Source organism: Saprospiraceae bacterium, from assembly GCA_016714025.1.
In the GTDB taxonomy this organism is placed as follows: domain Bacteria; phylum Bacteroidota; class Bacteroidia; order Chitinophagales; family Saprospiraceae; genus Vicinibacter.
In genome coordinates, this window is record JADJOB010000002.1 from 522,625 (window position 1) to 545,169 (window position 22,545).

20 protein-coding genes are annotated in these 22,545 nt (G+C 36.3%); 10 read left to right on the forward strand and 10 right to left on the reverse strand.

The genetic code is table 11. The features are described from left to right. Positions 1–49 precede the first annotated feature (49 nt). The 6 genes from IPJ80_05420 to IPJ80_05445 all read right to left on the reverse strand — a co-directional run bounded on the left by IPJ80_05420 (position 50) and on the right by IPJ80_05445 (position 6,799). Complete coding sequence (locus tag IPJ80_05420) at positions 50–1,606, reverse strand: YifB family Mg chelatase-like AAA ATPase (protein ID MBK7912921.1); 1,557 nt, start codon at positions 1,604–1,606, stop codon at positions 50–52. Positions 1,607–1,893: 287 nt separating this feature from the next. Further along, on the reverse strand, positions 1,894–2,436 hold the full coding sequence (locus IPJ80_05425) for a GNAT family N-acetyltransferase (protein MBK7912922.1): 543 nt from the start codon (positions 2,434–2,436) through the stop codon (positions 1,894–1,896). Between the two features lie 462 nt (positions 2,437–2,898). Continuing rightward, entirely contained in the window at positions 2,899–3,378 is a 480-nt protein-coding gene (locus IPJ80_05430) for a DUF1572 domain-containing protein (GenBank protein ID MBK7912923.1), read from the reverse strand. A 107-nt stretch (positions 3,379–3,485) separates the two neighbouring features. After that, positions 3,486–5,027 (reverse strand): hypothetical protein, encoded by a 1,542-nt coding sequence (locus tag IPJ80_05435; protein MBK7912924.1) that lies wholly within the window; start codon positions 5,025–5,027, stop codon positions 3,486–3,488. 12 nt (positions 5,028–5,039) lie between these two features. Beyond that, entirely contained in the window at positions 5,040–6,098 is a 1,059-nt protein-coding gene (locus IPJ80_05440; protein ID MBK7912925.1) for a toll/interleukin-1 receptor domain-containing protein, read from the reverse strand. 170 nt (positions 6,099–6,268) lie between these two features. Further along, entirely contained in the window at positions 6,269–6,799 is a 531-nt protein-coding gene (locus tag IPJ80_05445) for a hypothetical protein (protein MBK7912926.1), read from the reverse strand. A 257-nt stretch (positions 6,800–7,056) separates the two neighbouring features. Here IPJ80_05445 and IPJ80_05450 point away from each other — a divergent pair, with 257 nt between their 5' ends. The 6 genes from IPJ80_05450 (at position 7,057) to IPJ80_05475 (ending at position 13,539) form a co-directional block, all read left to right on the forward strand. After that, positions 7,057–8,289 carry a YHYH protein gene (locus IPJ80_05450; protein MBK7912927.1) on the forward strand — a complete coding sequence of 411 codons (1,233 nt, stop codon included), beginning with the start codon at positions 7,057–7,059 and terminating at the stop codon, positions 8,287–8,289. Positions 8,290–8,445: 156 nt separating this feature from the next. Further along, entirely contained in the window at positions 8,446–9,213 is a 768-nt protein-coding gene (locus IPJ80_05455) for an outer membrane lipoprotein-sorting protein (GenBank protein ID MBK7912928.1), read from the forward strand. After that, the gene (locus IPJ80_05460; protein ID MBK7912929.1) at positions 9,210–10,424 is read left to right on the forward strand and encodes an ABC transporter permease; all 1,215 of its coding nucleotides are present in this window, start codon (positions 9,210–9,212) and stop codon (positions 10,422–10,424) included. Before IPJ80_05455 ends, IPJ80_05460 begins: the two co-directional genes overlap by 4 nt. Before the next feature lie 9 nt (positions 10,425–10,433). After that, positions 10,434–11,645 (forward strand): ABC transporter permease, encoded by a 1,212-nt coding sequence (locus tag IPJ80_05465; GenBank protein MBK7912930.1) that lies wholly within the window; start codon positions 10,434–10,436, stop codon positions 11,643–11,645. Between the two features lie 3 nt (positions 11,646–11,648). Further along, the gene (locus tag IPJ80_05470; GenBank protein ID MBK7912931.1) at positions 11,649–12,359 is read left to right on the forward strand and encodes an ABC transporter ATP-binding protein; all 711 of its coding nucleotides are present in this window, start codon (positions 11,649–11,651) and stop codon (positions 12,357–12,359) included. A 10-nt stretch (positions 12,360–12,369) separates the two neighbouring features. After that, positions 12,370–13,539, forward strand: coding sequence for a hypothetical protein (locus IPJ80_05475; GenBank protein MBK7912932.1), 1,170 nt, complete (start codon positions 12,370–12,372; stop codon positions 13,537–13,539). Between the two features lie 61 nt (positions 13,540–13,600). On the opposite strand, the gene IPJ80_05480 is transcribed toward IPJ80_05475, so the two are convergent. Together IPJ80_05480 and IPJ80_05485 are read right to left on the reverse strand one after the other, a co-directional pair. Then, positions 13,601–14,029, reverse strand: a complete 429-nt coding sequence (locus IPJ80_05480) for a DUF1761 domain-containing protein (GenBank protein MBK7912933.1) — start codon at positions 14,027–14,029, stop codon at positions 13,601–13,603. A gap of 26 nt (positions 14,030–14,055) precedes the next feature. After that, positions 14,056–15,294, reverse strand: a complete 1,239-nt coding sequence (locus IPJ80_05485; GenBank protein MBK7912934.1) for a hypothetical protein — start codon at positions 15,292–15,294, stop codon at positions 14,056–14,058. A 110-nt stretch (positions 15,295–15,404) separates the two neighbouring features. On the opposite strand from IPJ80_05485, the gene IPJ80_05490 reads away from it, so the two are divergent. Continuing rightward, positions 15,405–16,070 (forward strand): serine/threonine protein phosphatase, encoded by a 666-nt coding sequence (locus IPJ80_05490; protein MBK7912935.1) that lies wholly within the window; start codon positions 15,405–15,407, stop codon positions 16,068–16,070. Between the two features lie 62 nt (positions 16,071–16,132). Here IPJ80_05490 and IPJ80_05495 read toward each other — a convergent pair whose 3' ends face one another. Then, entirely contained in the window at positions 16,133–16,348 is a 216-nt protein-coding gene (locus IPJ80_05495) for a T9SS type A sorting domain-containing protein (GenBank protein MBK7912936.1), read from the reverse strand. 160 nt (positions 16,349–16,508) lie between these two features. On the opposite strand from IPJ80_05495, the gene aspS reads away from it, so the two are divergent. Next, positions 16,509–18,263, forward strand: a complete 1,755-nt coding sequence (gene aspS / locus IPJ80_05500; GenBank protein MBK7912937.1) for an aspartate--tRNA ligase — start codon at positions 16,509–16,511, stop codon at positions 18,261–18,263. A 58-nt stretch (positions 18,264–18,321) separates the two neighbouring features. On the opposite strand, the gene IPJ80_05505 is transcribed toward aspS, so the two are convergent. After that, complete coding sequence (locus IPJ80_05505) at positions 18,322–20,133, reverse strand: sulfatase-like hydrolase/transferase (protein ID MBK7912938.1); 1,812 nt, start codon at positions 20,131–20,133, stop codon at positions 18,322–18,324. 52 nt (positions 20,134–20,185) lie between these two features. On the opposite strand from IPJ80_05505, the gene IPJ80_05510 reads away from it, so the two are divergent. Next, positions 20,186–21,268 carry a VWA domain-containing protein gene (locus IPJ80_05510; protein ID MBK7912939.1) on the forward strand — a complete coding sequence of 361 codons (1,083 nt, stop codon included), beginning with the start codon at positions 20,186–20,188 and terminating at the stop codon, positions 21,266–21,268. A gap of 62 nt (positions 21,269–21,330) precedes the next feature. Beyond that, entirely contained in the window at positions 21,331–22,545 is a 1,215-nt protein-coding gene (gene odhB, locus IPJ80_05515; GenBank protein ID MBK7912940.1) for a 2-oxoglutarate dehydrogenase complex dihydrolipoyllysine-residue succinyltransferase, read from the forward strand.

Consider the following 22,545-nt stretch of genomic DNA (forward strand, 5'->3'; position numbering starts at 1 on the left):
ATTCGTAATCCGTAATTCGTAATTTTTAATTTTTAATTCTTAATTGACCTCATCCCGCCCATCCTTCACGATCCAGGCTTCTGAAATGAATGGCTTCAGCGAGATGTTCAATTTTAATTTCGTCGCTGTCTGATAAATCTGCTATGGTTCGTGACACTTTTAAAATGCGATCATAAGCACGTGCAGATAATTGCAGTTTAGTCATTGCTGTTTTTAATAAACTCATACCGGCCGAATTAATAACACAGATTTCCCGAGCCATGCTGGAAGGAATTTGAGCATTGCAATAAATATTTTGATTTTCATGATATCGTTTTTCTTGCCGAATTCTTGCTGCCATGACGCGATCTCTGATGCTGGAAGAATTTTCGGATCCGCGTTTGTACTCCATTAATTCTTCAGAAGATACCGGCGTTACTTCAACATGCAAATCGATTCGATCGAGCAAGGGACCACTGATGCGACTTAAATATTTTTTAACTGCGCCCGGTGCACAAACACATTCTTTTTCAGGATGGTTAAAATAACCACAGGGACATGGGTTCATACTGGCAATCAACATAAAACTAGATGGATACTCTATTGAAATTTTTGCTCTTGAAATAGTCACTTTTCGTTCCTCAAGAGGCTGGCGTAAGACTTCTAAAACTGCACGTTTAAATTCAGGGAGTTCGTCTAAAAATAATACGCCATTATGCGCTAATGAAATTTCCCCGGGCATCGGATTGGAACCGCCACCAACCAATGCAATGTCACTAATGGTATGATGTGGCGAACGAAACGGTCGACTGGTCACCAATCCCGAATCAGCTGCTAAAATTCCTGCAACTGAATGAATCTTGGTGGTTTCCAGGGCCTCATTGATTCCCAATGGTGGAAGGATCGTTGGCAATCGTTGTGCCAGCATGGTTTTCCCGGCTCCGGGTGGACCGATCAATATTACATTGTGACCACCTGCAGCAGCAATTTCCAAAGCCCGCTTGATATTTTCCTGCCCTTTAACATCGGCAAAATCATGCGCATAATTTGCCTGCTGTTGCTGGAATTCTCGCGTTGAATCTGCCTGAAGGGGTTCAATTTCCAAACGCTTATCCATAAATGCTGCAGCCTCAAAAAGATTTTCGACTGGAATGATTTCCAATCCATCAACGATTGCTGCTTCACGGGCATTAATTTTGGGAACGATGATCCCTTTGTAATTTTCTTTTCGCGCAAGCAAGGCGATAGGCAAGACTCCTTTAAAAGGCCGTAAACTTCCATCCAGACTCAATTCACCCATAATTAAATAATCCTGAAATCGATCCTCTGAAATTTGTCGAGTGGCTGCTAAAATACCCAAGGCAATGGGGAGATCATAATACGATCCTTCCTTTCGAATATCGGCGGGAGCAAAATTGATTACCAGTTTTACACGTGGAAACTGATAGCCTATATTTTTAATTGCCGATTGAATCCGTTGGTATCCTTCCTTAATGGCATTATCCGGAAGCCCAACCATCCAATAACTAATTTTACCGGAAATAACATTTCCTCCGGCATTTACTTCCACAACAATGGTAGAAGCATCCACGCCATGCCCGGCCGCGGAAAACAATTTGACTAACATAGTACAATAATTTTAGGTGTTCCATAAAAAATAAATATTTCAAGTATAAACTTGATCGGAATCTCCTAAAACCACTTAGACTAAGCTTGCATTCATTTTAAGTCTCCAGGTACTGCTTCAATAAAAGACAAATAAATGCATAGCGAACTATCAGGAGTTTTTAGAGCTTCCTTAAATTCATAGTGTTTTCGGCAGCAAGGTAAATAAAAAAATTAAAAAAACTAAGGGTTTAAACACTAAGTTTTTTCGCCAGGAAAGATGTGAATATGTCAATTTTGAAACATCATCTATGCGTCAGCTGCTCTTTTTTTTGAAAAACACAATTGATAAAGGTTCAACTCCTTTACATCATTTGCCAATTGAATGGTTCGAACAAATTCCAGTCCCAATTTTGCTAAAACTTTTTGAGATGGTATATTTTCAGGTGTTGTGATGGCCAATACTTCTTGTAAACTAAAATGATGTTCCGCAAGTTCCAACATTTTTGAAGCAGCTTCAATGGCATATCCCTGTCTTTCAAATTGAGGCATTAAAGCATATCCAATATCAATCCCATCTAATCCTTCCCGGTCATACAATCCACAGGATCCAAGTTTGATTCCGTCAGACTTGCGAATCATGATGTAATTACCAAAACCCAATCGCTCAAACTGGGGTCGCATTTTTATTTCAATATAGGCCTCAGCTTCTTCTATACTGTGTACATTCCGGTCGCCAATATTGTTTATCCATTGAGGGGTATTAAACATTTCTACAATAAATGCGGCATCTTCTTTCCCTACTGGCTTTAATAGGAGCCGCTCTGTTTCAAATGAATCAAGTTTTTTCATCATAATGAGTAAAAATAAAAAATTACACCATGCAGCAGCCATTTCTTTTCAATAGTAATAAAAAAATAAATCAGCGTTAAGCCAACGATGTTTCTTTGTTATTCAAGAAAGATTCTGATCGAACCACATAGAAACATAGATATTTAGAAAACAATAGTTTATTCTTTAGTAATCCCTTCTATGTCTCTATGTTCCTATGTCACTATGTGTTTCAAAAAAAATTATGATCGAACCACATAGAAACATAGATATTTAGAAAACAATAGTTTATTCTTTAGTAATCCCTTCTATGTCTCTATGTTCCTATGTCACTATGTGTTTCAAAAAAATCGTCAATTGAACCACATAGACACATAGGGATTTAGAAAACAATAGTTTATTCTTTGTAATCCTTCCTATGTCTCTATGTTCCTATGTGTTTCAAAAAAAAATTCCAATTAAACCTCATAGACACATAGATATTTAGAAAACTATAGTTTGTTCTGAAAGTATCTTTTTTATAACCGCAATTTGTCCTAAATGATAATGTGAATGCTCTATGATCCCGTGTAGATTTCTATAATATATCCCATATTTCTCTTGTTCAAAATATTCCCAAAGCTTCTCATCCGGTATCTGTTCGATTAGCTCTGCAAATAACCTTGCTTCATCCCAAAGTGTATTTAAAAATTTGTCCCAATCTTCTTGAGATTGAATGGGTGGATGGTCAAAACTATAACTGTCTTTTGAATCTAATATCCCACCTTGCAAAACCTTGAGGACTGCCTGTACAAAATAATGTATGTGATAACTCAACGTAGCTATGGTGTTTAAAGAATAAATTTTTTGAGTCGCCTGCTTCCAGGTGACATCTTTTAATTGGTCTTTTAAATTTGAACAGGTCCAGTTCCCACCAAAATAGACCTCCCGAAAGTGTTTCGCAATTTGATTACTTAGCTGCATAGCGTATACAAATAAATATTAGTGCAATTAATTAGCTTTCACAAATATATTCTAAATCTTTAAAATCATTTTTTACTGACTCTATTCTAGAAAGTTTTGCATCCATATCAATGGCTTCCACCAAAACCAATACTTATTCCAGTATATAAAGACCCATTGAAAAGACCAATTTTTGATTTTCGGAAATCATGCGCTAAAAAAATATTATCATTGATATAGCCAATTCGAAAATACTTCATTTTAAATGAAAGTGAAAAAGCAGTTTGTTTAAATGCAAAACCCGCAGCAATAAGCGTATTATTAAAGGGCACATAATTAATTCCAATGCTGGCGTCGTAGAGTCCATCGCCATTTATCAATAAATCACTTCCCAATTGAATGCGTTTTATTTTGTAGTGAATTCCTAATCCCAATGCGCGTTGATTCAGAATGGGTTTATCATTCTGATTTTGAATAAATGCATCTCCATACAACTGGCTCCCTGCCAGATTCATAAAGTTTAGACCGATACTCCATTGCCTGTTTATCTTATAAATTGCAGAAAGATCCGCATCATAATTTTGTACTTCCACAAGTTTGTCTGTAAACGCCCGCGTTTTTATGGTATCAACTTGTTCGACAAACAATCTACCGGGATTATTAAATTTCTGCCAAACGGATTTAATGCTTATTCCAAGAGAAATTTTATCGCTCAATTTCCACGACGGACTCAGATATAATGCAGATTCTTTCAAACTAAATTTAAAATCCTTCACTGTAAAATCAAGTGGATCATTATCAAAACGATACAATACAGTTCGGAAAGCATCTTGTTTTGTATAAATGAAGCCCAATCCCAAACTAAATTTAGAAGTAAGCTTATAATAGACCGATGCTTTATAATTGTTTTTTAAATTTACCAGGAAACTAAATAATCCTTTCGTTCTTGAAGATTGTATTGATGCCGGATTCCAAAATACAGCCTCTCCCAATTCGCGATACGGACTAAAATTAAAACCGGTATTGGCTGAATGATATAATGGAGAAGCCAATAAAAACTGACCGGTTGTGCTGTTCCCGCTTATAATGCTATCGGCCTCATAAAAACCAACTGGTAAAGCAGGACTGGCAACTGACACCAGGCTGCTAATAAAATTTAAAAAAGATGGCGTACCAACCAATGCACTTGCATTTGATACCTTATCAAGGTCTTCCATCTCTTGTTTCATGACCGCACGCAAAACACTATCTGCTTTAAGAGCTTTAAATTCTGTATTTTGACAATTGGCATCCAACACCCAATCTTTAATAGTACAATACGACAGCTGATCTGCTTTAAACTGACGATCATTATCCTCTGTTACAAAAATCCTACGGGCCAATAAATTACAATCTCTACACTTTGAAACCGCATATAAAGTCACTGTTTTATCTTCCAGCTTTGAATAAGGCAAGTTGGTATTTATTTCAAAATACCCTGTGGGTGCTGAGCTTGTTATAGTGGATTTAGATGGGATGAAATTAGGCACAATGACTACATTTTCAGCTCCTTTGGTTGTATTTGGCATTTGAAGAATGCACTTTACTCTTCCCTTTAATACTAAGATTTGGCCTTCATTTTCCGAAGCAAGAAATATGCAACATACAATCCAAAGCAATCGCGTATTCATATCATTTATTTATTATTTTGGAACTGGATTTAAAAAGATGTCCTGACTTAATAATTCAGGTGCACTAATTTTTAAATTAAAACTTTTGTCTTCATAATCTTTATGTGAGGTAGTAATTGTAATATCATCTCCTAAAGTATATTTCTCAAGTCGGATCTTATACGATCCATCTGTTTTTGATAAATCAAAATACTTTGTACCTTCTACGTTAACTTCTACACCCCGGATAGGAACTTCGGCAGCTGTCTTAACTTTCCCTGAAATAATTACTTCTGTTGAAAACGCCAGACTTAACTCCAAAGGCTTAGTTACGTCCACCATCGTATCAAATGTGAGACTGACAAAACCTGGACTGTTCACTTCGATTTTCATCTTATTCTTTAATGTGTTTTGAGGTATCCCGCTAAAAAATGCCTGACCTGTTTTATCCACAGATTGGGTACGTATATATTGCGGTAAATAGATTTTGATATCACCTTGTGGTATGGGTACTTTTTTCCAGTCGAAAATTCGGATCGTCAAACTGGCTTCAGTGGGTTTATTGACAAAATAAAATACAAAAAATAACAGTACTGAGATAGAAAAGATAGCAAGTACGGGTTTTAAGTTTTTATTAAAAAAGTCCTTAAATACTGAATGCTTGATTTTATTTTTAAATGGTTCAGTCGTACCTGCATTCTGATTTTGAAGTATGGAATGAATCGAATTAAATAACAATTCCAATTCTGGATGCGACGGATCACCTTCCCAGTCATACAGTTTAGCTGTTTCAATCCGCTTAAATGGTAATGGGACTTCCAGTTTCTCCAACAACACCGGCACAAGTTTTTTTACATGAGCGGCTTCTAATGCTTCGTTTTTGACCCATTCCGAATTAACCGACTGCTGTGTCCATACAACTACCACACATCGTGCTTGCTTTAATTCATTTTCAATAACAGTATCATAATGCTGTCCAATAGGTATCTGCCGATCCCACCATACGGACCAACCTTGTTGCTCAAATAAACCAGCCAAGATTTTTATATGCTCCCGATCCGCACTAGAATAACTTATAAATATATCTGCCATTTAAATTCCGTTACTTTAAAAAATTAGTTTTGGGATTCATGGTATTTTGACTTTAATTAAATCCACCTCTTAATTTATCAGACTGCTTTGTGATTAGACTCCTTACTCTCTAACGTTTACTAATAAATTTACACCCGATCAATTTTTGAATTTAGCAGAAGGCCATTGCATCAATTCACATCAACACCAAATGAAAGTCTTACCACTGGGATTCCTGGAATTTCCAATTGAATGTCTTCAAAATATATTGTACTTCCTGCTTGTAAGTTCTGCAAGGCCAACTTTAAGGGTTCATTAAATTTAGACCCCTTATTTGTAAACTTAGTAAGTCCTTGTCCCTTAACCTGGATTGCCATACTGAATGATTGTATAGTCCAATATTCTAATTGTCCTAATGGTTTACAAACTACCCCAATACCTTCACAATTAAGCAGCTCATTCGCGGTTAATTGAATCATTCCTAATGAAACATCAGAACTCAACTCCTTGCAATTATTTAAATCCAAACTGATATTTTTATACTTTAAAATCTTTACCGTTTCAATCAATGTCGCCGGATCAAAAATAATTATAGTATCAATTTGCTCTTTTACGCGTATTTGGTTTACGGTACTAAACGTAAGGGCAGGTTGATCCTGTGCTTGTAGCAAAAAAGTACTGCAAACAAAACCCAATCCTAAAGAAACAAGTTTGTTTTTCATATTAAACTAATTTATAATAAAAAAATAAGATATCCTTTCAAATATACTAAATATACTGGAAAGGAAGAAAATTAGTCCGTAGTCTATAGACTATAAGTCTATAGTTTAAATTTTATTAAGTCTGTGTTCAGCCAGCACAAAGCTATACAAGCGATGCTTTTGAAGATTTGACTCCGATCAATCATATGTCATTGTTTCAGATTGACATTGCAGTGTGTTATCAATAAAACATTTTTTTATCTTTACAAAAAATAAATATGAGATCCACTTGCATCCTGCTTCTTCTTTGCATAAGTCTTGTAGCGAATGCACAAATAACACCGGAAATTTCATCCTGGATTATAAACACAACGGGAGCCACAGGTTACAATAACATTCCTTCCAATGTACAAAAAGTACAGTATTCAGATAGCAATGTATATGTAAGTGCATCTTGCATTCCCGGTTATGATATTGGCCCATGGCAGGGAAATCCGAACACACCAAAAAATCAAAATTTTGTATTTAAAATTACCCGGTTTCCTAAAATGAATCCGGCAACTCCCATAAATACGGGTCTTGGGCATATAGGTGTATGGACCAATGGTGTTTCTATTTACAATCCTAAAGATGGCATGAGCTATAATAACCAAAATGTCTGGAATCAAAATGCGATTGTAGTGGAAGGTCCATCTTTTGATAATTGTTTAGGACATCCAGCACCCAATGGGGAATATCACCATCACCTGAACCCACATTGTTTATACAATGACAGTCTTACTTCTGAGCATGCGCCCATAATTGGCTATGCATTTGATGGCTTTCCGGTGTATGGTGCATTTGGCTATGCAAATCAGAATGGAACGGGTGGCATTAAAAGAATGCAGAGCAGTTATCATTTAAGGAATATTACGAAACGGACAACCCTCCCAAATGGCTTGCCGGCTGCTTCTGCAGGTCCGGATGTTTCAACCCGGTTTCCACTGGGTTATTACGTAGAAGATTTTGAATACCTGGCTGGTTCCGGGGATTTAGATGAACACAATGGGAGGTTCTGCATTACGCCCGAATACCCTAATGGCATCTATGCCTATTTTGTTACTTTAGATAGCAATCTGAAAGCAGAATACCCTTACGTTCTGGGCATAAGTTATTATGGTTTGGTTCCTGCTGGCAATACCGGTCCTGGTAGCGGGCACAACACGATTCGGGAAACAGTAATCACATACAACGGTACCACCGAAATAAAAGAAACTAAATTAAATCTTGATGCTTCGATCTTTGGAAATCCAGCAAAGTCAATAATTTCCATATACATTAATGAAAATGCTCCAAACAATTTAAAAGCAGCCCTCATTAATTTAAATGGACAACCAATTCAGCAATGGAAATACCTTCAGCCTGGTTTCCATTATACATTTGATATTTCTGAATTTGAAAATGGATTGTATTTTATTAAAATATTTAATGATAAATTTCAACAAACAAAAAAAGTCCAGATAGCGCATTAAACTGAATTTAATTTATAACTACTCCATTCCTTAGTGCTTGCTCTTTAATTCCTATTTCTGATCCTTGGAGACAACTCTTAGTGATTGTAATTGTTATTATTAAAGGCTGTTTTCACATCTCTGATTAACTTACTTATATTTAATGTAATTTATATAATGCATTCTGTATCAATCCACTTTAGAAAAACGATTTTTTTCTGTTTCCTTCAGTTAAGTATATTTTCATCCGGTTTTTCTCAGGATGCCATTTCTATTGTCCGTAAAGCAGATGAACATGCCCGTGGTAAGACTTCAATTGCACAAATTACGATACAAACCATCCGACCCAACTGGACACGTGAACTCTCTATGAAATCCTGGAGTAAAGGAAATGGCCTGGCAGCTATTTTAATTACTGCTCCAGCAAAAGACAAAGGAGTTGTTTTCCTAAAACGCTTTAAAGAGGTCTGGAATTGGATTCCATCCATTGACAGAAATATCAAAATGCCTCCTTCTATGATGAGTCAAAGCTGGATGGGAACAGATTTTACCAACGACGATTTGGTTAAAGAAGCATCCATACTTGAAGATTATACACATACCTTGTTAAAAGATACCTTGATCGATAAAAATCCTTGCTATCAGATACGCTTGATTCCCAAATCAAATGCAGCTGTTTTATGGAGTCGTGTGGATATGTGTATAACTAAAATGGATTTCAACTCAATATATGTTACATATTATGATGAAGATGGTCAATTGGTAAATACCCTTCATGCCAGTGAGATTAAAAATTTAGGTGGACGCATGTTGCCATCTCGCCTGGAAATGATTCCAGCCGATAAAAAAGGAAATAAAACAATTTTAATTTACAATTCACTACAATTTGATATGGAATTAAAAGACTCTTTTTTCACTACGCAAAATATGGCTCGTATTAAATGATCCTAAAGCTCATTTGGAGAAATTTATGGCGTAATCACCGACGTACGCTCATTACAACTGCCTCCATCACATTCGCTGTATTGTTTTGCATTCTGATGCAATCATTTCAGAAAGGTGCATTCGACAATCTAATAAAAAATGTAGTTGGCTATTATTCCGGATATGTCCAAATTCATAAATCAGGATATTGGAATGAACGTGTCCTGGATAATTGCTTTGAATTAAATGATTCCCTGATTCAAAAAATTCGTCAACAAAAAAATATACTTGATTTTGTTCCAAGATTGGAAACATTTACACTGGCCTCTTTTAATAATACCACCAAAGCTTGCTTACTGGTAGGTACCGATCCAATCAAAGAGAAACAGCTAACACATTTAGATGAGAAACTAATTGCAGGAACCTATTTTAAACTTGACGAGGAACACGCTTTAATTGCAGAAGGATTAGCGAGTCGATTGAATATTAAACTCAATGATACCCTGGTATTATTTGGTCAAGGTTTTCAAGGCACCTTGGCTGCAGGTAAATATAAAATAATAGGAATCGTCCATTTGGCATCCCCGGAAATGAATAATAGTTTTGTGTATCTTCCTTTGAAGGCTGCTCAAAATGTACTCAACGCTGAAAATCGAATCAGTACCATGGCCTTAATCCTTTCCAATCCTTTAGAAAAATTATCAATTGTTACAAGTTTACGGGCACAATTGACTGCTGATTATGAAATCATGGATTGGGAAGAAATGATGCCTGAAATATCAAACCATATTAAAGCGGATGAGTCTTCATTTTATATCTTCTCCGCTGTGCTTTATTTAATTATCGGGTTTGGATTTTTTGGTACGGTGTTGATGATGACTGCAGAGCGAAAACGCGAGTTTGGAATGTTGATTTCAATTGGATTGAAAAAATTAAATCTCGGTTTGATACTCTTAGGTGAAACGGTATTGATTACTTTATTGGGTGTATTGAGTGGCATTTTACTAAGCTTTCCTTTCGTACTTTATTTAAATAGAAATCCCATTCGATTTACAGGTGAAATGGCAAAAGCATATGAAAAATTTGGCTTTGAACCTGTTATTCCAACTGCCGTGGATAGCAGCATTTTTTTATCCCAATCAAGTTTCGTTTTATTATTAACATTCTTAATAGGAATGTATCCCATTTGGCACATTCATAAATTGGATGCCGTTAAAGCATTGCGTAATTAATCTCAAGCTATGCTGATTAAAATTGCAAGACGAAATATCTGGAGAAGCAAAAAGAGAAGCATTACCCTCTTGATTGCGATCAGTTTAGGATTGTGGTCTGGAATGTTCTTAATTGCATTTTATAATGGCATGATAGAACAACGGGTGGATGCAGCAATTCGGGATGAAATTTCACATATTCAAATACATCATCCGGAATTTCTAAATGACTTTGATACTGAGTTTGTGATTCCGGATGCTTCTAATACCCTTCAATCAATAAATAAAAACCCTGCAGTAAAAGCATCAGCTGGACGGGTCATATTATTTGGAATGATCGCATCTCCTGCTGGTAGTACCGGTATAAAAATAAATGGCATTCAAGCTGAATCAGAAAATAAACTGACTCAACTTTCAACGAAACTGATTGAAGGTCAATTTTTTAATCCGTTAAAATCAAATGAAATATTAATTGGACAGAAACTTGCGAATAAATTAAAACTGAACCTGAATAAAAAAACAATTCTGACATTTCAGGACACTTCAGGCAATTTAGCATCCGCTGCCTTTCGAATCGTCGGAATCTATAAAACACAAAACACACCATTTGACGAAGCCAATGTATTTGTAAATTACGCAGACATCGATTCATTGGCTGGCTTACACGGAGGCATTCATGAAATCGCCGTACTACTACATTCAAATAGTTCATTGGATTCATGCTTGTCCGAATTTAAACAATTATTACCAGATGCGGATGTAAAATCCTGGGTAGAAATTTCACCTGAAATAGGCATTACAGTATCTGCAGGCACCCAAATGGTTTATATCTATATGGGCATCATTTTACTGGCCTTGACTTTTGGAATAATTAATACAATGATGATGTCTGTATTAGAAAGAACCCGTGAAATAGGTATGTTGTTAGCACTTGGAATGAATAAATTTAAAATATTTACGATGATTCTATGGGAGACCTGCTTTTTAATTTTAGCAGGCTGCCCAGTTGGAATGTTGCTTGCGCTTCTTACAATTTCCATCACTCACCATTACGGAATTCATCTTGACAGTTATTCAGAAGTGTATTCAAATTTTGGATACAGTCCGATCGTGTATCCTAATTTAAATAGCGATCAGCTAATTAAAATTATAATCATGGTAATTATTACTGCTTTAGTATCTTCCATCCTTCCTGCTCAAAGAGCACTTAAAATAAAACCTGCATCAGCCATAAAAAATTAAACTATGAGGGAAACTGTTATAGATGCACATTCACTATCTAAAATTTACGACGAAAAAACAATTCCGGTTGTTGCTTTAGACCGGGTGCATTTGCACCTGAATCGTGGAGAATTTACTGCCATTAAAGGGCCTTCAGGATCCGGAAAAACAACTTTGTTAAATATGATTGGAGGATTGGATCAACCTTCATCCGGTTATGTAGAAATCAATGGAACGAATATCACCAAACTTCATGGAAATGCCTTGATCGATTTCAGGTTAAATAATATTGGATTTGTATTTCAATCATATAATCTGATTCCAGTATTAACTGCAAAAGAAAATATTGAATTTATCATGCTGCTTCAAAAGCTTCCAGCTAAACAAAGGGAATTCCGAGTCATGGAATTGCTGAAACAAGTTGGACTGGAAAATAAAGGAGATAAACGACCGGGAGAATTATCAGGTGGACAACAACAACGGATTGCGGTGGCGCGTGCTTTAGCATCCAAACCCCAATTTATACTTGCTGACGAACCGACTGCCAATCTGGATTCAGTATCCGCATCCAATTTATTAGACATGATGCTTAAACTTAATGAAGTTGAAAATATGACCTTTGTTTTTTCCACTCATGATCAACGGGTAATCAGCCGTGCACGAAGGGTCATTACATTGGAAGATGGTAAAATTGTCGATGACACTGCGCCGACTCAAATTACAGTTGACATGTAAATTGGAACAGTTGAAATCCTTTAAACAGTTTTTAGTATTTTATTTGGTATTTAGTTTCAACAATGCCTATACCCAGGATCAACTTGAGAAACAAGCCTGGATCGAATGTTCAGGCTATTTAAAAGATCTTGGATCGTTTAGTTTTTCGGATGGAATAGCTACCAACTATTCCAGCAACCTGATACATAACAGGCTAAATTTTAAATTCAATTTTTCTGAACAACTGATTGCCAAACTTGAACTACGAAATCGGATTATTTGGGGAAATCAACTAAAATTAATTCCGGATTACGGAGAGTACATTAACGCCTATGATGGTTATTTCAATCTTTCAAAACTTTGGATCAATCAATCTTCATTGGTTATGCATTCGGTCGTTGACAGATTGTATTTACAATATACACCTGAACATTGGGATTTTCGAATCGGTCGACAACGCATAAACTGGGGATTAAATACCATTTGGAATCCGAATGACATTTTTAATGCCTACAATTTTCTTGACTTTGACTATGAGGAAAGACCTGGAAATGATGCAATCCGAATTCAGCGATTTTTAAATGATCAAAGCAAATTTGAGCTTGCATATAAACCCGGAAAAAATAAAAATAATCATATTCTTGGCTTCCTTTACAAATTCAATAAATGGACCTATGATATCCAAATGCTTGCCGGTTTGTATCATTCCGACCTGGTCGTTGGGGGCGGATGGGCCGGAAATCTCTTAAACGCAGGATTTAAGGGCGAGCTTAGTTATTTTCATCCAAAACAAGATATTTCAAAGCATTCAGGAGTTTGGACTGCCTCCCTTGTGTTGGATCAAACCTTCAAGAATGATTGGTATGTTTCATTTTCAAGTTTATTTAATAGCAAACCTTCGGGATTGTTATCTGGAGGTCTTGGGTTTTTTGATTCTCAACTATCGGCTAAATCCTTGTTTCCGTTTAAGTTTAGTTTTTATTCGGCAGTTTCAAAATCATTTACTCCTATACTCAGAAGTAGTTTAGCACTCATTTATTCTCCGAGTTATAATACTTTAATAGCAGTCCCTACAATCGGTTGGAATGCCCTTACAAATCTTGACCTTGATTTAACCATACAAGCTGCATTTGCCGACACAGGCTCAGGCTATCAAACAGCAGGAAATTTGTTTGCATTACGAGGTAAATGGTCCTTTTAAAGAAAAAAAATAGCCTTGACGTGTTTCCAAATCAAGGCTATTCTATTCGTGAATTAATAATCTATTTTGCCCTCCAGGAACCTATGATCGCTCCCATTACTGTAAAGAGTAAGAAGGTATAAAAACCATCGACCATTGATAAACTAACTGGATTTCCTGCAAAGCGATTTCCGGTATAAATTCCAAAAAGATGAATGACGCCAATCACTGCACCCACTGTAGCGCCAGATTTTAAATCAAACGAACTGGTTTTATTAATCAACCAATTCATCAGATAAGCATACACCAACATAGATACCGCATTAATGATCATGGGCAAAGAAGACATAGGCATTTCTGCACCATTTTTCATCATTTTTTCTCCTTCCATAGTAATGCCATTACCTGCCATCCATTGATTTGTAAATAACATGCCATACCATAAAAAACCCATCGCAATGCCAACCAAAGCCGCCACTACAAGTGCTAACCAATTTGTTTTTGTTTCCATTTTTTGTTTTGTTTTATTGTGAAAAATTAATTTGAAGCATCTTGAATAAAAACAGGCATCATTTTATTGCCTTTTTTAAAGTGAATCCATAAATTGTGATATCCAGTTTTTTCAAAACTAAAATCCAATTCCAATTGGGAATTATTTAATTGAACGGCTTGCATAGGTTTGCATTTGCCATCAAGTGTACACAATTCAATGTTATTTATTTCTTCTATATAATTTTCCTCTAAACTAAGTATCGCTTTGTTTAGAATGGGATTTGGATATATGTGCGCATTTATGGTATTTCTAAATTCGTTTTTAGCAGCTGATGCCATATCCAATTTTAAAATATGGCCCGTATGCGTACAAATATATCCGGTCGTTTTTGAAATCATGTCAATGGAATACAGGTGCTCTGTTCCAAGTGGACTTACAACTTTAGTCCAGTCTTGTCCACCATTGCTTGTTTGTAAAATTACTCCATTGAAACCACAGATAAAACCATTTTGCTCATCTACAAAGTCAATATCAAATAAAGGATCTTCTGTTCCGGAATCCAAACGTTCCCAGGAGTCTCCTCCGTCCGTTGTTTTATAAATTCGCCCTATATCTGCACAGGCATAACCAATGTTTTCATTCACCATTTTGATACTGCGGATCCAATCTGCCGGAGCTTGAAACGGAAATTGAGAAACCGGATTCCAGCTCAGGCCCATATCCGTTGATTTATATAAGACATTCGAGCCTGAAGCGAATCCAATGCCTTGCTGCGTAAAAAATACATCGTAAAATAAATTAAAAATACCTGATGGAATTTGCACCCAGTCCGATCCACCATTAATTGTTCGAATTATTATCCCATTTGAACCAACAGCAATTCCAATGTTATCATTCAAAAAGCAAATTCCCCACAATTGTTCTTTCGTTCCTGTGTTTACTGTTTCCCAATTTGCACCTCCATCTGTTGATCGAATGATAATTCCTTCGTTGCCACTCATAAAAATCGTCTTGGAATCCAAAATAAAAATATCCATAAACCGCATAGAGGTATAACCGGAATTGGCATTCGTCCAGGTCTTTCCGCCATCGTGTGTGATATGAATATTTTCAAAGGAACCATTGTATAAACTTCCGGCAGTGAATCCGGTTTGGCTGTCTAAAAATTTGATTTTATTGAGCGTTTGAGCCGGTGTAAACCGGTAAATATCTTTCCAGGCTTGACCAATTCCTGCTTGAAAAGTCAAAACCGAGCAAACTAAAAGTAAAAAACGAAGGCCCATACACTTGAATTGAATAAACACAAGCCCTAAAGTACAAAAATTCATTTAATTTCATAATTAACTGTCCAGGAAGCACCCCTTGACAGACTCTTATATTGTTTTAAAACAAAATGGCCAGAAAATTTGCAATTGGTGACATTCATGGTTGTAGCAAGACCTTTAAAAAGCTGCTCGTTGAGATTATAAGATTAAAAAAACAGGACCAGCTAGTGCTTTTAGGAGATTATATTGACCGCGGACCAGACAGTCTTGGGGTCATCCAAACCATCTTAAAACTTCAAAACGCCGGATATGCCGTGCATTGTCTCCGTGGCAATCATGAACAATTGATAATAGATTCAACTACACAAGTGACAGCTTATTTTCAATGGCTTTTAAATGGCGGTGAACAAACTATGACAAGTTTTAAACAAAAGCGATTTCAGGATTTTCCGGAAGTTTATAAAGAATTTTTTTATTCAACAAAATATTACATTGAACTAGATCAATTCATTTTTGTCCATGCAGGAATAAATTTTAAAAACGATGATTTGTTTGAAGATCGGGAAGCCATGCTCTGGACAAGAAACTTTGAAATTGATACAGAAAAATTAGGCTCTAGAATTTTAGTTCATGGTCACACGCCAATTTCGTTGGATAAAATTAGAGCTCAGCAATCAAATTGCTTTAATATTGATGGCGGTTGTGTGTTTAAAAATTCAAAGAAAAATTTAGGACATCTGGTTGCACTGAATTTAGACAGTCTGGAGTTTCATTATACTGAATGCATCGATTGATTAAATTTTATTGGATCTATACATTGCTTTACCTTTAATAAAAACCAACTTTGGAAATCAACTTAAATTTTTACAAAACGTCTTATCCATGTTGATTTCCTTGTTTGTATTTTTAATAAATACACTCCTGATGAAAGATTTTCCAGATTTAAATTTAGAGTGGTGTTTGTTCCTTGATGACTTTGAATGCATTCATTTTTAGGATTCAATAATTGTAAATTCCAAGGGCCAACACCCTCTTGTAATTGAATGCGCAATTCATCTAAAACCGGATTCATTTAAGTGTGGATTCAAAACGGAAACTTGCCATGGTTAAATATATTCATCTCAACATTTTGACATCAACTTTCTGTGCATTTATAAATTGCTAATTATTAGCCGTAGATAAGATTCTATTTTTATAATCTGCGATTATCTTTGTGCCCTAATTTTATAACTATGTATCGTTCGCATACTTGTGGTGAATTAAGAATAGGAGATGTAGGGAAATCTGTTAAACTCTCCGGTTGGGTTCAAATTGTACGGAATCTGGGTGGCATGAGTTTTATTGATCTCCGCGATCGTTACGGTATTACCCAGCTTGCATTTAATATGGAAGAAAATGCAGCCGCTTGTGAAATGGCACGTAGCTGCGGTCGGGAATATGTGATTTCCGTTCAAGGTAAAGTCAGAGAGCGCAGCAGCAAAAACCCAAACAGAGCCACCGGGGATATTGAAATTGCAGTTGAAAGCCTTACCATACTGAATGAATCTCAGGTTCCTCCCTTTACTATAGAAGATGAAAGTGATGGTGGAGAAGAATTGAGAATGCGTTATCGTTATTTGGACATTCGCAGAAATCCGGTAAAGGAAAAAATGATCTTTAGACATCAGGTCGCATTGGAAACACGTAAATATCTTAGCGAACATCATTTTCTAGAAATCGAAACGCCGTATTTAATTAAATCAACTCCTGAAGGAGCCCGTGATTTTATTGTACCCAGCCGAATGAACCCCGGCCAGTTTTACGCACTTCCGCAGTCACCGCAAACCTTTAAACAAATATTGATGGTTGCGGGTATGGATCGTTATTTTCAAATTGTGCGTTGCTTTCGCGATGAAGATTTACGTGCAGATCGCCAACCGGAATTCACACAAATCGATTGTGAAATGGCATTTGTTGAACAAGAAGATATTTTACAAACATTTGAAGGTTTAACTAAATCCTTGTTTAAAAATTGTTTGAATGTTTCCTTGCCAGACTTTCCAAGAATGGACTACGATGATGCGATGGAATGGTATGGTTCAGATAAACCGGATCTCCGCTTTGATTTAAAATTTGTGGAATTGAGCCGCATGAAAGGCAAGGGATTTTCAATCATTGATGGTGCAGAATCGGTTTACGGTTTTATTGTAAAAGAAAAAGAAGCTGCATTTAGCAACAAAGACATCAACGATTTAACTGAATGGCTTAAGAGACCTCAAATTGGTGCTAAAGGCTTGATCTATATTAAATTCGGAGCTGAATCCATAAAATCCAGCATTGGTAAATTTTACAGCGACGAGGAACTAAGAACACTGGGTAATGATATTGGCGCAACAACAGGCGATGTTGTTTTTATTTTATTGGGTGAAAAAGATAAAACCCTGAAACAATTGGGCGATTTCCGATTGGAAATTGCAAGGCGTTTGAATTTAATTCCTGAGGGAGTTTTTAAACCCTTATGGGTATTAAATTTTCCCTTGTTAGAATGGAATGAGGAGGCACAACGCTTTTTTGCCATGCACCATCCGTTTACCAGTCCATTACCTGATGATATGCATAAAATGCAAAGCACCGATAAAAATACCTTATCATCCATTCGTGCAGCTGCCTACGACTTGGTAATCAACGGTGCAGAAATTGGAGGAGGTTCTATTAGGATTCACGATCGTACCATGCAATCCAAAAATTTTGAAATTCTCGGTTTTAGCTCAAATGAAGCGGAAAAGCAATTCGGCTTTTTGTTGGGAGCATTCGAATTTGGTGCACCTCCTCACGGTGGCATTGCATTTGGATTGGATCGTTTGTGTACCATCATGCAGGGCAATACCAGCATTCGGGATTATATAGCCTTTCCAAAAAACAATACCGGTCGTGATACGATGATTGATGCTCCTTCAAGCATTGATGAAAAACAATTAATGGAATTAAACATTCAACTTAAAGTATAGCAGCCATTATAGCTTTTTTCGTTTTGTTTACTGATTATATTATAAAACAAATCGAATGCTACTTACTTTCAAAAACGGTCAGTACCTTTTGTAAAAATGCTTTTGCTGTATTAAAATCCGTTTGAGGGCTTCCTTCTGTCAAAATAATTTCCTTTTTATCATTAGAAAAAACTCTTGCACAGGATGGTTCTATCCATCCAAATCCATTATTGTATGCATAATAAGCAGACGGCTTGTAATCAGCAGAAAAAAAATTGCGACTAAATTCAAAAGCTTTGTTGTTGATATTTAATTCACCCAATAAGCTTGCAGCAATATCATTCTGACTTACGATGGTTTCACTCGTACTGTCAACTGCAACTGCTCCACCTCCAAACCATATTGGGATGTGGAACTTCTCAGGAATATGGTACGCACTGTTTCCAGGAAAGCGACATCCATGATCTGCTACCAGAATCACCAGCAAATCATCCCAAATTGGACGTTGCGATAAACTATCTAAAATTGCTCCAACATATTTATCTGTATAATGCGCAGTATTTAAAAATTGTACTTCTTCCTTTGTTTCAAACCAGGTTCGGGATTCTGGAATATCATAAGGAGGATGACTGCTTAAACTCAAACACAATTTCAAAAAAAGACTGGTATCCGCAATTATATCCGCATACAATCGCTGAAATAAAATATGATCGTGCACACCCCATTTGGCATTGTAGCTTTCTTTTGGGAAATGAGATTTATCAATAATTTCATCAATTCCACCATTGTACAAATAACTGTTCATACTGGCAAAACTGATATCCCCACCATAGTAAAAACTGGTAGTGTACTGTTCGTTTTTAAGTGAACGAATCAAAGAAGGTAATTTCTCAGTCTTTCTAGGATGGTGAACGATTGAAGACTGAGGTTGAGCTGGAAATCCACTCAAGGTACATGCCAAGCCGATTTCTGTTCGATCTCCGGTACTGTATGCATTTTTGAAATACATACCCCGTTTAAACCATTCATTTAATCTGGGTGTAATTTGCTGTTCTTTGTAATTGGCGCCAATCATTTTCGCCGTAAAGCTTTCCAACAGAAAAAATAAAATTTTAGGACGCTTCTTGTTTAAAATACGAGGTTCCGGATTGTCTTTTTGCAATCTCCAGGAATCAAAGAGTTGATTCATTTCTACATCCTCCATAAATTGCAATCGGGCATTTACTTTCCGCGCTTGTGAAAAACTATATGCTAAATTCCAACAAGTATTTAAGGCACAATGATTGGCAAATGGATTGGTGCTGAAATAAACTTTCCCTGGATTCATTGGAATGATTCCCAAACCTCCTCGCATTGGAATGATCAAAGCTGGTAATAAAATTAAATGCAACCAGATACCCGGTGATTTCAATTCAAATTTTCGAATGGTGAAAATTTTCTGATACAAAAATGTGCCGGTGAATGCAATTAAACAAAAGAAACAAACTACCAAGAGAATATTAAAAACAGATACAAAACTGCCGGCCTCCTGGAATTTATCCAAATAACTAAACGCTGTTTTATCTAAACGAAATCCCCATTCCCGGTATAAACTGATATCTCCGGCATAGATCCCTGCAATAATTGCAACCAATACGGTTGAATACCAATATAAAAAAGTTCGAAATGGAATCCATCGATTAATAAAATACATTAAAAATGGTATTGCAACAATAAATGAAGCAAAAGCCAAATCCATGTACAAACCATAAAACATGGAACCCACGAATTCATTTGCTGTCAAACGATATCCAAAAAAATGTTGAAACCCGATAAAATAGCCGCGCAACACACTAAAAAAGATAAGCCAGAAGCCAAAAAATCGAATAATAAACTGGAAATAATTTTTCATGTGTCTGGCCGGAATTTGGCTGGTGCAAAAGTATTATTTTTACATCCAATAAATGCGAGATCTTTCAAGGTGGAAATTAGTTTTAGGTTCGGATTCAGATCCTGAGGATGCTGTGGTATTAAATAAAGATCAAGATGAAGTGGACGAACTCCTAAATGCCATTTACGGAACAACTAAAAAACCTGGTTTTGGTCGTTCCAGTCATAAAATCCGCAAATGGTTGGATGCCATTCGACTAAAATTTCCATCCGATATCGTCCAGATCTTACAGGAAGATGCGCTGACCCGGCAAGGAGTTCAGGAAATGTTGCTCGAACCTGAACTTTTGGAAAAAATTGAGCCTTCTTTAGAATTGGTAGCTGCTATCCTACAATTGCAGCAACTCATGCCTGATAAAAGTAAGGCAGCTGCAAAGTCACTGGTGTTAAAATTAGTTCGTGAAATTGAAAAAAAATTAAAATCCAGGCTACACCTTGCTGTACAAAATTCCGTTCGACTCCATTCTAAAGCAGGTGACCCGAATACCAGTCAAATTGATTGGAAAAAAACCATCTACCGCAATTTAAAAAATTACCGGCCTGAAGTTAATACCATCATTCCAGATAAATGGTTTGGATTTAAAAAAACGCACCAACTTCCTCAAATTATTTTATTGGTTGATAAATCTGAATCCATGGTTCAAAGCATGATTTACGCTTCTATTAGCGGTTCAATTCTTGCTTCTTTAAAAAGTATCCAAACTCATTTAATTTTCTTTGATACTGAAATTACTGATTTAACAAATGCATACCAGGATCCGGTTGACATACTCTTCAGTGTCCCATGTGGCGGAGGAACCGATATTGCCCGTGCCATGCAATACACACAACAACAGATCCGAAATGTAAAGGAATGCATTATCTTTTTGATCAGTGATTTGTATGAATATGGAAATAAAAATGACCTGTATGCTTCCTGCAATCAAATCATACAAAGTGGAAGCAAAATTATAAGCCTGTTAAGTTTAAGTGATGAAGGGACTCCCGATTACGATTTACAAATTGCTAAAAATCTAACTGCATTAGGCGTTCCTTGCTTTGCTTGTCCGCCGGAAAAATTTCCCGACTTACTTCCTCGTTATTTAAATGAATTTTAGACCGATCTAAACCTTGGTTTTTTCTTGCTTAAATTGAAATACCTTTGAGTACAATTTATAAAATGAGTCTAATTGACCTTAGGGTACCCGCAATTGGAGAATCCATTTCAGAAGTGACCCTTTCTAAATGGCTAAAAGCAGATAACAGCTTTGTAAATCTCGATGAAGCCTTGTGTGAATTTGAATCCGATAAAGCCACTCTGGAATTTCCTTCGGAAGCCAAAGGCCGGTTAATACACAAAGCCAAGGAAGGCGATGATTTAAAAATTGGCGCTTTGGTTGCCCAAATTGACACCAATGCACAAAACGAATCCATCTCTTTACCGGAAATTGAGAAAAAAGTAGTCAAATCTGAAATTCCTAAAGATTCAAAAGCAGAAACCTCACATTATGCAAAAGGACTTGCATCTCCTTCGGCAGCCAAAATGATGGAGGAAAACAACTTAAAAACCGAACAAATTCAGCCAAGTGGTAAAGATGGACGAATAACCAAAGCTGATGTTATTCAGGGTCTGGAGTCTAAAGAAAAAGCTGAAAAAATTACTTCCAACATACAAACAAATCCTGCTTCGTTTTCCAGACAAACGCGGGTTGTTAAGATGTCACGCATGAGACGCAGCATTGCTAAACATTTAGTAGCTGCAAAAAATGAAACTGCCATGTTAACAACATTTAATGAAGTGGACATGACGGCTTTGATGGAATTGCGCAGTCGATACAATGAAGAATATCTCAAACGCTATGGGGTTAAAATCGGATTTATGTCCTTGTTTGCGAAAGCCTGTAGCGTTGTGTTATTGCAAATGCCTGAAGTAAATGCTCAACTGGTTGGTGAAGATTTAATTTACCATGATTTTACTGATATTTCCATTGCAATCTCAACACCCAATGGTTTGGTGGTACCACCCATTCGCAATGTGGAATCTTTAAAATTTTATGAAATAGAATTGCAGTTAAAAAACCTTTCAGAAAAAGCCCGCAACAATAAATTGAGTTTAGATGAAATGAGTGGTGGTACTTTTACCATAACCAATGGAGGAGTTTTTGGTTCCCTGATGAGCACTCCAATAATCAACGAGCCTCAGTCAGCAATTTTAGGCATGCACAGCATTAAAGACAGACCAATCGCTCTCAATAACCAGGTAGTGATTCGACCCATGATGTATTTAGCCATGTCATATGATCATCGGGTAATAGATGGTTCGTCATCCGTTACTTTTTTAGTGAAATTAAAAGACTTATTGGAGGATCCTGTAAAATTATTTTTAGAAATTTAA